Raw genomic sequence first — 14,247 nt, 5'->3', positions numbered from 1 at the left:
GAATGAGATGAAATACATAAATAAAAGCATTTATTTCGTTGCTTTAACATTACTGATATTAATCGGGTGTACAGATCTGGATGTCCCGGTCGAATCCGAACTGACTGCGGATAATTTTCCTAATACTGAAGAAGACTTTATTGCCATTTCGGGCCCTGCATACAGGTTTCTGCATTATAAGTTTTTCACCATTAATCAAATAATGGTACAGGAGCTTATGGGTGATATGGCCATATTGACAGCGAATGGAGGTAACTGGTACGATGACGGCAGGTATCAAAATTATCACATGCATACTCCAACAGCCGATCAACGGTTTCTCCGGGAATCCTGGGCTGCCTGGTTCAATGGTATTTCCAAAATAAACAGTATCCTTCCGTTATTTGAGGAGAAAGAGGCAACTGAGGCAAGGGATTTGGCCATTGCTGAATTGCGTGCTTTCAGGGCATACCTGTATTTTATTCTGCAGGATAATTGGGGAGGAGTTCCTATTGTAACAGATTTTGGGCCGGAAGTTGAATTAAAAGGCAGAGACAGCCGGAAAGATGTGTGTGAGTTTATTGAAAATGAAGTGTTAGAAGTGTTGCCCGATTTAAGCGCTGAGACTGGTGTGGCAACTTATTCGCGTATGAATAAGTGGGCTGCTTATGCACTGTTGGCAAAACTTTATATGAACTGGGAAGTATATACCGGTGAGGCCGGTAGGTGGAATGATGCGGTAGCAGCATGCGACAACATCATCACGGAAGCCCAGACAAACGGAACGATTGCCCTTGATGAAGATTATCTTCGTATGTTTTATCCCGACAACGGTCCACATATTAAAGACTTTTTGTTTGCCATTCCATGCGACGGGGTACATATGAAGGAACATATACCTGCCCGCTACTGGCTTCACAGGGCTCTCCGGCAAAAGTATGAGATACCTTTTAACCCAAGCGGAAGTGTTAAAGCGTTGCCGGAGTATTACGATAAGTTTCTTGCCTGGAACGATGACGATGTCCGGAAAGAAATATGGCTGACCGGCAAACAGTACATGTTCGATGGTACTCCTATTATCATCAACACAACCAATGCCGGTTTGGATGAAAGGTATGACGGACCGGATCCGGATGCCCCGGTTGAGTTCCATTTTGAATTTACACGCGAGATAGAATTCCGTAATCCTGAGACATTCGATACAGGGAACGATGAATTGGGTAAAGCAGTCGGTTACCGGTGTAACAAGTTTTATCCGGACAAAAATTCGATTACCCGAAATCAGAACAATGATTTACCGATTTTTCGCTATGCGGATATTCTGTTACTGAAAGCAGAGGCCATATTAAGAGGGGCTAATGCAACCATGGGGCATACTGCGGTTTCTCTTGCCAACATGGTGCGCACACGTGCCAATGCAACCCCGTATACAACTCTTGATCTTGATGAATTGCTGGACGAGCGTGCCAGGGAGTTTGCTTACGAAGGGTGGAGAAGGAATGACCTGATAAGATTCGGAAAATTTGAAGAGCCCTGGGGGGTTAAAACTAGTACTGACATAAGAAAACGGATACTCCCGATACCTCAGGAGCAGATAGACCGTAATCCTTTACTGGAACAAAATCCTTCTTATTAACAGGATACCTTTTTTAAAATTTGATTGCGATTATCATGGCCGGGGGAGGTACATTTTTGGTTTACCTGTCCCGGCTCTTATACAGCTTTTGAGAACTGTAGTACGCTATTGTTAAATCACGAATTTGTATAATGAGACTAAATATTATTGGCCAATCTATTGTTGTTTTGTCATTCCTTTTTAGTTGTTCCGGTCCTCAGGAAAAAACGAATAGTGGAATTGAGTCTAAAACAGATTTTGTCGACCCGTTTATTGGTACAGCAACAGTAGGGCATACCTATCCTGCTGCCACCCTCCCGTTTGGAATGGTTCAGGTAGGTCCTGATACCGGAAATAAAGGATGGGACTGGTGTTCGGGGTACCACTCTCAGGACAGCTCTATTCTGGGTTTTTCACATACCCACCTTAGTGGAACAGGTGCTGCCGATATGGGCGATATACTGTTTATGCCGGTGGTGGGCGAAACTGTTTTTGATGCCGGCGATAAAGAGAATCCCGCTTCAGGTTATCGCTCACGTTTTTCACATTCCTCGGAAACAGCTAAACCGGGTTATTATTCGGTAAAACTGGATGATTACAATATTTTTGCTGAAATGACAGCTTCCCAACGGGTTGGTTTTCATCGGTATACTTTTCCCGAAAGTAGTCAGGCAGGTGTAATTATTGATTTGGAGCATGGCATGGAAGATGTCACACAGGAAAGCTCTATCAGGGTTGTCGATAATCAGACCATTACAGGATACCGGAATTCCAGCGGTTTTATTAAAGACCAGCATATTTACTTCTGCGCCCGTTTTTCAAAACCATTTGAAACCGTCACTTCTTACATTGACGGAGAAGAAGGAGAGGAGCGAAATTTCTCCGGAAAAGTGTGCAAGGTTTTTCTCCGGTTTAAAACAGAACCTGATGAGAAAGTGTTTGTGAAGGTTGGTCTTTCTGCTACCGGTGAAGAAGGCGCCATGAAAAATCTGCAAAAGGAAATTCCGGGTTGGGATTTTGAAAAAACCATGGAAGAAGCGAATGATCTTTGGAATGAATATCTTTCTAAAATTGAAGTAGAAACAATTAATGATGAGCAGAAAACTATTTTTTATACCGCTTTATATCACTCCCTTGTTTCTCCCAATTTGGTAACCGATGTGGATGGCTCATATCGCGGCTGGGATGGTGAAGTTTATAAGACGAAGGACTCACAGGAATTGTATACCAATTTTTCGTTGTGGGATACCTACCGGGCCATTCACCCGCTTTATGCTTTGTTGTTCCCGGATAAAAATGTTGACTTTATCAATTCAATGTTACAGCGATACAATGAGATCAATCAATTACCCATTAATGAATACGGGCAAAATGAAACGTATTGTATGATTGGCTATCATTCTATTCCCGTGATTTCAGAAGCAATTTTAAAGGATCAGGAAGGGTTTAGTTACGAGCTGGCGTATAAGGCAATGAAAGAAAGCGCAATGGATGATAGTCGGGGCGTTGGGTATATGAAAAAATACAAATATATTCCCAGCGAACTCGAAAGTAACTCTGTTTCCAAAGTGTTGGAATATGCTTATGATGACTGGTGTATTGCCCGGGTTGCCAAAAAGCTTTGGAAGATGGATGATTACACATACTTTATCGACCGGGCAAAATTTTATGAAAATCAATTCGATCCTTCAACGGGTTTTATGCGGGGCCGCCATGCCGACGGAAGCTGGGTTACTCCGTTTGATCCAAAGTCCGTTTCCATTCTTAACCAGGGAGATTTTACTGAAGGAAACTCCTGGCAATATACCTTTTACGTGCCTCAGGATGTCAATGCACTGATTGAACTGATGGGAGGCGATGAAGGATTCTGTACCAAACTGGATACCTTGTTTAATACCGATCCTTCTATTGATAACGAAAGGGCCTGGGATGTAACCGGGCTGATTGGCCAGTATGCGCACGGAAATGAACCCAGCCACCATATTGCCTATCTGTATAATTTTGCCGGGGAACCCTGGAAAACACAAGAGATGGTTCACAGAATTAAAACCGAGTTGTATTCAAGTGGTCGCGATGGTTTGTGTGGGAATGATGACTGCGGGCAAATGTCGGCCTGGTATATATTTAGCGCTTTGGGGTTTTATCCCGTAACTCCCGGAATGGATTATTATGTTATCGGGAGCCCATCCATAAAAAGTGCGAAACTTCATTTACCAAACGGGAAAGAGTTTGTGGTAAAAGCTGAAAGTGCATCCGACAGTAATTATTATATCCAGTCTGCTATGCTCAACGGGAAAAACCATTCCAAATCGTTTGTCAAATACGAAGATATACTGAAAGGCGGACTCCTTGAATTTAATATGGGAAATACACCACAGACTGATTGGGCGACGAAGTTGAACGAACGCCCTGCTTCCCGGATTAACGATTAGACCTTCCGTGGAGATCAGGTTCAGTGCAGTGGCTTACAAGGCTGTTAGTGATACTGTTAAAATTGACTTTCAATAAAAGATGGTTTTCACTTATTGGATTACAGACAGTTTGGTTTTGGGCCGGTTCTGGTTTTAAAGAAAATAGAAAAGATAAAAATCGCCGCATGTAATAATTGGGAGAATGGTTTAGCGGTGCGTGCTATGGGATTGTCTGAAATATCCCATTCAGAACTGTTCATGGCGAAGGGGTAACAGGGATATAGGATTAAACATCCTGCTCTGTTTACGATTTGGCTCCTGCTGTTTTTATCTGTTTGTTTTTGAGCCTGATTCATAGACAACCGGCGCAGCGCTGACAGATGTTTTTGAATAGAATGAATAATGTTTCAATAGATAAGAGATGAAAAGTGAGGTAATGAAAAAGTACAGTTTGATAACGTTGATATTAGTTTTTTCAATTTCTATTTTGTGTAATGGACAAAAACCTGTTGATTATGTCGATCCGTTTATTACTACCCAGGGGGATCATGGGCACTGGCATCCGGCGGCATTGGTTCCTTTTGGATTGGTAAAACTGGGACCGGACACTTACCCCGGTAGTTTAACAGCCGACGGGGATTTCGCCCATTCCGGTTATGATTACTCGGATAAGCAGATACGCGGGTTCAGTCATTTTCGAAAAGGAAGCTCGGGGGGAACTGCCATTTGCGACCGGGCAGGTTTGCTTTCGATTATCCCGTTTGCCAACGGGCACAACGAGTCTTTTTTTAAAAGCCCGGTTGCGGATATCGATAAAACTTCAGAAAAAGCAACACCAGGATATTATTCGGTACAGTTGGATAAGGAAAAAATTCGGGCAGAATTGACATCTTCAATACATGTCGGGTTACATCGTTATACCTTCCCAAAAGGGAAAAATGCAAAATTGTACCTCTACGAAGGAAACCAGGAGCGGTCTGTAAATATTTCCGGGGCCCCCAAAGGGGCGCATGTTATCGAGGGGGAGCAACAAACCTACTATGGGTCCATTTTTTTTACTGTCCATTTTAACTTGCCCATAGCCAATACAAAAGCCTGGTGTGCCGAAACAATAAAAGATACGGACAAGCTGGACAAACAGGACGCAGGAGGGTGGATTCTTGACTTTGGCGATTTAAAAGGAAAACAACTCCTTGTAAAAGTGGGTGTTTCCCACACAAGTATCGAGGCAGCCCGGAATAATCTGGAATCAGAATGTTCCGGATGGAGTTTTGCTTCATTGCAAAAGAAATCAAACAACGATTGGAATGAAGTACTTAAAAAAATTATTGTTGAAGGGGATAAAGAGTATAAAACCATTTTTTATACGGCGCTTTATCATACCTGTTTCTTACCTGTAAACATGACGGATGTTGAGGGGACTTACCCCGGGCTTGATCGTAAAAACCACAAAGCCGACGGGTATATTCATTACGACAATTATGCTTTCTGGGATTCCTTTCGGACTAAATATCCACTGTACAGTTTGTTTCAGCCTGCTGTTTACCGGGATATTGTTAAGTCGCTGAGTAATATTTATAAACAGGCAGACAACTGGGATCCATTCCCCGACAGTGAGCATCCTCCACATGGAGAGAAAAGTTTTCTGGCACAAGGAAAGGACGGTTACCTGGTAACAAGTACGTGCCGGCATGAGCACATGATTATGGTTATGGTAGACGCCTACTTTAAAGGATTGTTTGATGTTGACATTCAGGAGGTATATCCTTATTTGAAACAGGAAGTATTACTCCAGATGCCTGAAAAGTATGATAAAATTGGCTTCATTCCTAAACGTCCTGACCAAACGGGCGAATATTGCTGGGATAACTGGTGCCTGGCCCAGGTGGCTAAAGATATTGGGAAACAGGAAGATTATCAGTATTTTATGAAGCGGGCTGATTATTGGAAAAATACCTGGGACAGTTCCATCAAATATTTCCGTGCGCGGGCAGCTGATGGTTCCTGGCTCGATTTTCCTGAAGACCCGGCAATGAATCGTGAAAAATACACTTACGAAGGATCCAAATGGCACTGGCGTTGGAATGTATTGCACGACATGCCCGCGTTAATCAGCGCTTTTGGAGGGGAAGAAGCTTTTGTAAAAGAATTGAGCTATTTTTTCGATAACGATTTATATACCGCCGGAAACCAGATTGATCTGCAGGCCCCTTTCCTGTTCAATTACAGCGGGGCGCCCTGGCTTACCCAGAAGTGGGTTCGTAAAATTCTTACGGAGCCCATCGTTCAAAAATACGGGACACATGATTTTTTCCCGGAGCCCATTTTCGACAGGGTATATAAAGCTACTCCGGATGGGTACCTGGAAGAGATGGATGACGATTACGGGTGCATGTCGGGATGGTTCGCAATGAGCGCCATGGGACTGTTTCAGGTTTGCCCGGGAGATCCGGTATACCAGATTACGGCACCCATCTTTAAAAGTGTAAAGATTGAACTGGATGATCCTGTTTATCCGGGTAAAGAATTTATAATCAAAGCCGCAAAACTGAGTAAAACCAATATGTATATCCAATCGGCCAGACTGAATGGGAAGCCATTAAATCGTTCCTGGATTTCCCACGAAGAACTGGTAAACGGGGGAGAGTTGATTTTTGAAATGGGGCCTGAACCCAATAAAGCGTGGGGAACAGACTAACAGTTATCGTGCTTTGATTTACGTTTTGGGAAGAATGACTTTAGGAAAGGAGAAGAGTATGGAGGGCCGTATGAATGTTTCCACCCGTCGGGACATAAACAAAATGCCGTTTACCTGACCAGTGTAACATGCCCGTATATCGTTTTTAACCAGATTGTTAATGAATAAAATCAGAGGTATGAATGTTAAAAGGATAATTATATTACAGCTAATCATTGTGTTGGGGGCTTTGTCGCTTCCCAAACGTGCTGAATCCATAGTATCTAATCCGCTGATACAGGTTGTTCCAAACGAATTCATTAAAGAGTGGATACTATGCGGGCCATTTGCGCCTGATTTTGACGGAAATGACAAAACCGGCCAGATACGTTACACAACCGACTTTTTGCAAGCTGCTGGAGGGGAAAAAGTGACTGGTTTTTTTGAGGGGCAGGAACTTTCTTTCAATGGGAAAAAATACCAGTGGAAAGAGTTTCATTCCTCTGAGCCTTATGTTGACCTGAGGTCGGTTTACGGAGAGTGCCCGTTTACAACGGTATATGCAGCTTGTGAGATTGAGTCTGAAAGTGACCGGGAGGCCTGGTTGGGAGCCGGGAGCGACGATGGCATAAAAGTCTGGCTGAACGGCGAAATGGTTTGGGAAAACCAGAGCAACCGGTTTGCCAGCCTTGACGAAGATATGTTTCCGGTAAAATTAAAAAAGGGCAGGAATTTTATCTTGCTGAAAATTATCCAATCTACAGGGGGCTGGGGTTTTTATCTGCGGTTTATTGATCCTGAATTGCGTCTGGCAGAACTGACCTCTATGTCGTTACCCGGCGTTAATGTAGAAGAAACAGAAAAGGGCACACTTCGGGTGGTTATAGGTGAAAAATCCATTTATGCCGCGCAGGGACACAAATTCGAATCCGATGTTATTCTTAAAGATACGGAAGGAAATATTCATGTTTCTGAAAAAGTGGGTATAGGCCAACCTCTTGAAATCCCGGTAACAGAATTAAAAGATGGTTTGTATCATATCCATGCAGACTTTCATTTGGGAGCTAAAAAACTGCCCCTTGAAACGATTTCCTATTACCATGGACAGAAAAGCATCCGGTTGGCGGGCTACGAAGGAGACGGGCAAAAAAAATGCTTGTATGTGAAGGTTTTGGATAAAAATTTTAATGAGATTGAAGACGCTTTAGAAGAACTGAATTCGGGAGAATATACTTTTTTAAGGCCGAATATCCTGGATGTCCGGTTTCAGGTATTATTGGATGTGCCGTCATTGGGACGACGGTGGTTTCTCGTTGATAATAAGGGACGGGGATATAATTTTTCGGTAGAAGAACCCACCCGTTTGGATTTACCGCTGGAAGCGTTAAAGGGTCTTTCTTTTAAATTAGAAAAGGCATTACAAAATCCGGAAGAACTACCGGAGTGGTATGAAAATTTTCTGAAAAACAAGCTAAATTCTTTTGACCCAGGACAAGTAAATATCAGTCCGCAGGAGGTTTATGCGGCTTTGGAGCGGTTATCTGGCTGTAAATATAAACTCTCTCAAAAGTCGGGGGTAAATATTTGGGCGGCTTCGGCAATGGAAAAAATAGGCCGGGAAGAGCCTCTTCCGGAGGATGAACTGGATGCTGTGCATGTGGCATTGGCTAAAAATGAGTACGAAGCAGTTCAGGTGATCATTCGACCTGAAAAAGAGATGAGCGGATGGGAGATAGAGGCTGGCTCTTTCACTTCTAAAAATGGGGATGTGCTGGATGCATCGAACATATCTTTCAATGTGGTGGAATATGTTGAGGTGGAAATGCCGTCAAATGCAGCCGTAACTGTCCTTAACGATAAGTACATTAAAATTGCTAAGAATGAGGAATCATTCGGTACTCCCGGAATGTGGCCCGACCCATTGCCGGTTATGGATGGGGCGTTTGATGCCCCGGCAAACAAAAATACACCGGTATGGATTACCGTTTATGCTCCGGCAGGTCAGCCGGGCGGTGTTTACAGCGGACAGATTGTAGTCAAATCAAAGGGGAAGGTGGTTTCAACGGTTCCCCTTGAGGTGGAAGTTTTTGATTTTGTATTGCCAGAGGCAACCAACACAGCAACAGCTTATGGAGTAAATGTTAACGGGCAATACCACGGGCCGCTGACAAGCGAACAAAGCTCACAAGTTTACGACCTGTATACAAAATTTTGTGCTGCGCACCGTATTACGCCCTATGCCCCGCATCAATACGCCAATTTTAGTTATATACTGGAAGGTACACCCAAAATGGCAGTCCTTGATTTTACAAAATTCGATGCGGCTATGACAACCTGGCTCGATGAGTTCAATTTAACATCATTCAATATGGGCGGATTACCGGGGGCTATTGATGGCCACGCCCGCTACACGGATGAGTATAACCGGTTGTTTACAGATATATATTCACAGGTGCAGGAGCATTTACGTGAAAAAGGGTGGCTGGAAAAGGCTTACTGGTACTGGACTGATGAACCGGCTAAAGATAGTTACGCTGAGGTTAAAAAAGGGCTGGAACTGTTAAAGTCGGCTTGTCCGGATATTCGCCGGTTGTTAACACTTCACCTTGAACCGGCTCCGGTCAATTATTTTTATGGCAACGTAAACCTGTGGGTTCCCGTAATGGATTGGTACGATGTACAAAAAGCCCGGGCCCGGCAAAAACTTGGGGAAACGGCATGGTGGTATGTTTGCTGTGTTCCCAAAGGGCCTTATCCCGGTAATTTTATTGATCACCCGGCTATTAATCATCGCATACGATATTGGATGATGGACAAATATGGCGTTCAGGGAGATTTATATTGGCGTATAACTTATTGGGATCGCCACAATCCCTGGGATCAGGCTATGTCTATAAATGATAAGGGTTCCGGAATATGGGGAAATGGCGACGGTATTTTGGTTTATCCGCCTCGCCGGGAAAAATCGTCGGTGCCAATTATTGAGCCGCCCGTTTCCTCCATTCGCCTGGAATGTATTCGCGATGGTCTGGAAGATAAAGAATATTTATTCATGCTTTCGGATATTGTTAACACTCGCTCACAAAACAGTAACAGGGCAAAATCAGTCCTTCAGGATTCGCACAATGATTTAGTACAAAGTATGACCTGCTATGAACAGAACGTGACGGTATTGCAGGCAATCCGCTACAGGGCAGCACATATCATAGCAGGAGATATCTGAGGTTAATGATGATAAAACATAATCGAATAAAATAGAACGATGAAAAACTGTAGTTCAAAAATTAACCGGGGAAATAAGCTTATTTTATTAGCTGTGGTCGTTATTTTAGGTGCTTGTCAACCTGCAAAGGATAATAGCTCCGAAGATTCCAGGGGCAATATTGTTGTTGTCAACCACCGCGGCGCCAATCGTTTAGCTCCTGAATGTACTTATGCGGCGGCAAAAAAATCAATAGAACATGGGGCTACTTATATTGAGATTGACATACGCCGGAGCAAAGACGGTGTCTACTATATTATACATGACCGGCAACTTGATCGAACCACAAACGGTTCCGGGTTAATTTCTGAAACAGAATCCGCCGTAATGGATACGCTTGATGCAGGGGCCTGGTTTGCCCATAAATATAAAGGAGAAAAAGTTCCGCGTTTAAGGGAATTTCTTCAGTGGGTAAAAGGAAAGGCAAAGGTCTATTTCGATGTAAAAGATGTGGACCTGAAAGATTTTATCCCCATTGTGTATGAGTATGGTTTTGAAAATGAATGCTTTTTCTGGTTCTCTGATTGGGCTCTTGCTAAAGAATTCAGGGGGTTGCATCCGCACCTGGCATTAAAAGTAAATGCATATTCTGTGGAGGCGCTTGATTCATTGAAACGAATCTATAATCCGCAAATTATTGAATGTTCTGTGGATAATCTAACGGAAGAGTTTATGCATTCATGCCGGGAAAAAGGGATGAAGATTATGACCTGGATTCCGGGCAATGATTGGACCGCTTACCGTATGGCTATTGACAAGAAGGTTGATATGGTAAACATCGATAATCCCGATGTTTTTGAAGGGATGCTGAAAAATAACGGAGAGGTAAAAGGGCATAAGCTGATTGCCCACCGGGGTGGTATTGTAGAAGGGAAGTACAATGAATTTGATCCTGCTTCAATTCAGGCTGCCATTGATCAGGGATATTACATGCTGGAAATTGATGTCAGGGAGACAAAAGACGGGGAACTGATTGTTAACCACGACGATAATTTTAACCGGTTTTTTAATGACCCGCGCAGGGTAGGTGAGATGACCTGGGCGGAAATCCAAAAATTAAAATCGGAAAACGGAAACTATCATCCGCCATCCTTTGAACAGGTGGCAGAAATGTGTGCCGGAAAGGTAGAAATGATGATAGATGTGAAAGCCGATAACTCGTCCCCTGAATTTTACCGGAAGCTTGAAGCAATAATGGAGAAATATAATTTGCTTGAAGGAGCATATTTTATCGATAATGAAGCCAGAAAATATTTCTGGGGGAAAGCCAAATTTATGATCCGGGCTCCCGAGGCCGGTTTAATCCGTGAGAAATTTGAGAGCGGAGAAGATGTTTCCTGTCACTATTTCCTGTTCGACGCAGGAACCCGGCTCACCTCTTCGCTGGTTAAAATGTGCCAAAAAGCAAATATAACCGTGGTCCCTTCAGTGAATTTTGGCCACTACCATTTTGAAGATGTAGGAAGGGGGGCCAAACGCGACATTGAATTTTTAAAAGCCTGCGGGGTGACGGAATTTCAAATTGATTCTGACTTTGATGATTGGCTCCCAACTAAATAGGACTTCGAAATAATAATAAAATAAAATTGAAAGACATGAAAAAGACGATTGGTTTGTTCGGGGCGATAATGATAATGTTTTCACTGCTTTCGTGGGGACAAGATATTATGTCAACCCCTGTCCTAAGGTTTAATGAGGATGGAAAATTCAAAATAGTTCAGTTTACCGACATACATTATCAATATAACTCTTACAGGTCAGACAGTGCCCTGGTATTGATGAAAACAGTATTGGAAAGGGAGAAGCCTGACCTGGTGGTGCTGACCGGAGATATTGTTTGTACAACGAATACAACCCTTGCATGGTTGGATCTATCGAAAGTACTGATTGATGCAAAAGTCCCCTGGGCAGCGGTACTGGGCAACCATGATGCAGAATTCAAATACAATACAACGAAAGAGCAGATATTTGAAACCATGGTCGGGCTACCCTACAACCTTACGCAGGGAGGTCCTGAAGATGTTTCCGGAGAGGGGAATTATGTGCTGGAAGTAAAATCTTCAACATCAAATAAAAATGCGGCTTTGTTTTATTTTTTCGATTCCCAAATGGGTTTTCATCCGAAAGGAAATATGGGCAGTTATGAGTGGATTAATTTTGACCAGATTGCCTGGTACCGGGAGCAAAGTCGTGACTACTCCATGAAAAACGGGGTGAGTCCATACCCCGCCCTTGCCTTCTTTCACATTCCTTTGCCCGAGTACAAAGAAGTAATCGGGAAAAGTACAACGGTAGGTCTTCAGAAAGAGACGGTTTGTTCTCCCGATCTAAATTCGGGAATGTACACAGCCATGCTTGAGTGTAAGGATGTTATGGGCACTTTTGTGGGGCACGACCACAATAATAACTACATCGGATGTTTGCGTGATATATGCCTGGCTTACGGGAATGTAACCGGAAGGCAGTGCTATGGCGATATTGGCCGTGGGGCAAGGGTGATTGAGTTGTATGAAGGAGAACGGAAGTTTGATACCTGGATATTGAAGTTGTATGATTGTGACAGGGATAAAGATATTTGGACTCCCACCTATGATTACGAAAAGAAGTTTTTTGTCACTTATCCTGATTCTTTTATCGAAAAATAGAGCGGTTCCCCAAGGACCGGATATCAACAATAAAAGACAGATATGTGGACATTTATATCATTCATTAGTTTTACAGGATTTGTAGCATTTTTTGCATGGTGGCGACTGAGAAACCAAAATCTTCATTCGTCTGACGGTTACTTTCTTGGAGGCCGCAGCCTGAGTGCCATTGTGATTGCAAGCTCAATGCTTCTGACCAACATTTCTACTGAACATCTTATCGGAATGAATGGGTCGGCTTACAAAAACGGGTTGATAATTATCAGTTGGGAAGTAACCGCAACATTGGGGTTGATTCTGGGGGCGCTGTTCCTGGTGCCCCGCTATTTGAAGATGGGGCTGACTACCATTCCCAAATATCTGGAATTAAGGTTCGACAGGGGGACAAGAACCACTGTGGCAAGCCTTCTGATTCTCTCTTTTGTACTCACTTTGTTACCTATTGTTTTATATACCGGCGCCATTAACTTCGAGAGTATTTTTAATGTTTCAGAAGTTTTTGGAATTACCCGGCAGGAGGGAATATGGATTGTCGTGGTTGTAACCGGAGTTGTCGGTTCGCTTTACAGTATTTTTGGCGGGTTAAAGGCTGTCGCAGTTTCCGATTCTATTAATGGTGTGGGGCTGCTGATTGGCGGCCTGTTAATCCCGGTTCTGGCGCTGATAAATATCGGCGACGGAAGTATTATCAGCGGGATGGACAAGGTATATAAATTTGCGCCTGAGAAGTTCAGTGTTATCGGCGCTCCGGATTCGGTCCTGCCTTTTGGAACCCTTTTTACCGGGCTGGCTATTTGCCAGATATATTTCTGGAGTATGCACCAAACCATTATCCAGCGGGCGCTTGGCGCGAAAAACCTGGTAACCGCTCAGAAAGGATTGTTGCTCACCGGTGTTTTTAAAATTCTTGTACCTGTTATTATTGCCCTGCCCGGTGTTATTGGGTTTTATTATTTTGGCGATTCGCTCTATGATAAGCAGGACACCATTTATCCCATGATGATAAAAAAGGTATTGCCTGTCTATTTAATCGGTTTTTTTGCAGCGGTACTGATGGGCGCTGTGCTGAGCACATTTAACAGTGTAATTAACAGTGCCGCTACCATTTTTACAATTGATATTTATAAAGTTCATATTAATAAAAAAGCCAGCGAAGAAAAGATGGTACGGGTAGGAAAAAAGACCTCTACTATTCTATCTGTTTTTGCTATTCTGGTGGCCCCTTTCATGTCGAATGCCCCTGAAGGGCTGTATCAGCTGATGCAAACCTTAAATGGCTTTTTCTATATCCCGCTGGGAGCTGTTTTTATTGCAGGTTTTTTTCTGAAAAGGATATCTTCTACAGGAGTGAAAGTGGCACTGGCTGCCGGTCTTGTCTTCTATTCTATAACTACATTTATAGTAGATATCGGAATTCATTTTGTACATGTTTGGGGAATCATGTTTTCAGGCATGATTATCATAATGTACATTGTCTCTTATTTTTATCCGGTTCATTCCTATTTTAATATAAAAGATGCCCACGTAGTTGATTTACACGAGTGGAAATATGCAAAGCCTGCCGCAATTTTAATTGCCGTAGTTACTGTCAGTGTGTATGTATTTCTGTGGGGATCGTCATAGGTACTCCGCAAAATGTATAAATGAGTGGTGAATAT

Annotated in this window: 7 protein-coding genes; all 7 read left to right on the top strand. The window is 43.1% G+C overall.

From position 1 onward, the window contains the following. The first annotated feature begins 7 nt into the window (after positions 1–7). The 7 genes from D1164_RS16930 (at position 8) to D1164_RS16900 (ending at position 14,212) form a co-directional block, all read left to right on the top strand. Positions 8–1,615 (top strand): RagB/SusD family nutrient uptake outer membrane protein, encoded by a 1,608-nt coding sequence (locus tag D1164_RS16930; RefSeq protein WP_147372212.1) that lies wholly within the window; start codon positions 8–10, stop codon positions 1,613–1,615. Between the two features lie 131 nt (positions 1,616–1,746). Next, on the top strand, positions 1,747–4,026 hold the full coding sequence (locus D1164_RS16925) for a GH92 family glycosyl hydrolase (protein ID WP_119351079.1): 2,280 nt from the start codon (positions 1,747–1,749) through the stop codon (positions 4,024–4,026). A gap of 415 nt (positions 4,027–4,441) precedes the next feature. Further along, positions 4,442–6,703, top strand: coding sequence for a GH92 family glycosyl hydrolase (locus tag D1164_RS16920; RefSeq protein WP_172594501.1), 2,262 nt, complete (start codon positions 4,442–4,444; stop codon positions 6,701–6,703). Positions 6,704–6,863: 160 nt separating this feature from the next. Next, a complete protein-coding gene (locus D1164_RS16915; RefSeq protein ID WP_119351077.1) occupies positions 6,864–9,905 on the top strand; it encodes a DUF4091 domain-containing protein in 3,042 nt (1,013 codons plus the stop codon). Positions 9,906–9,944: 39 nt separating this feature from the next. After that, positions 9,945–11,504, top strand: coding sequence for a glycerophosphodiester phosphodiesterase (locus tag D1164_RS16910; RefSeq protein ID WP_119351076.1), 1,560 nt, complete (start codon positions 9,945–9,947; stop codon positions 11,502–11,504). Positions 11,505–11,539: 35 nt separating this feature from the next. Further along, positions 11,540–12,589 carry a metallophosphoesterase family protein gene (locus tag D1164_RS16905; protein ID WP_119351075.1) on the top strand — a complete coding sequence of 350 codons (1,050 nt, stop codon included), beginning with the start codon at positions 11,540–11,542 and terminating at the stop codon, positions 12,587–12,589. A gap of 42 nt (positions 12,590–12,631) precedes the next feature. Next, on the top strand, positions 12,632–14,212 hold the full coding sequence (locus tag D1164_RS16900) for a solute:sodium symporter family transporter (protein ID WP_119351074.1): 1,581 nt from the start codon (positions 12,632–12,634) through the stop codon (positions 14,210–14,212). Positions 14,213–14,247: the final 35 nt, after the last annotated feature.

Origin of the sequence: Mariniphaga sediminis, from assembly GCF_003573545.1 — a bacterium.
Lineage (GTDB): Bacteria > Bacteroidota > Bacteroidia > Bacteroidales > Prolixibacteraceae > Mariniphaga > Mariniphaga sediminis.
Note: the sequence above shows the minus strand (reverse complement) of the source record. Positions and strands in the feature narration are given on the sequence as shown.

Excerpts from the sequence above, each read along its gene's own strand:
- D1164_RS16930 (WP_147372212.1), top strand. The coding sequence starts at position 8 with ATGAAATACATAAATAAAAGCATTTATTTCGTTGCTTTAACATTACTG.
- D1164_RS16925 (WP_119351079.1), top strand. The coding sequence starts at position 1,747 with ATGAGACTAAATATTATTGGCCAATCTATTGTTGTTTTGTCATTCCTT.
- D1164_RS16920 (WP_172594501.1), top strand. The coding sequence starts at position 4,442 with ATGAAAAAGTACAGTTTGATAACGTTGATATTAGTTTTTTCAATTTCT.
- D1164_RS16915 (WP_119351077.1), top strand. The coding sequence starts at position 6,864 with ATGAATAAAATCAGAGGTATGAATGTTAAAAGGATAATTATATTACAG.
- D1164_RS16910 (WP_119351076.1), top strand. The coding sequence starts at position 9,945 with ATGAAAAACTGTAGTTCAAAAATTAACCGGGGAAATAAGCTTATTTTA.
- D1164_RS16905 (WP_119351075.1), top strand. The coding sequence starts at position 11,540 with ATGAAAAAGACGATTGGTTTGTTCGGGGCGATAATGATAATGTTTTCA.
- D1164_RS16900 (WP_119351074.1), top strand. The coding sequence starts at position 12,632 with ATGTGGACATTTATATCATTCATTAGTTTTACAGGATTTGTAGCATTT.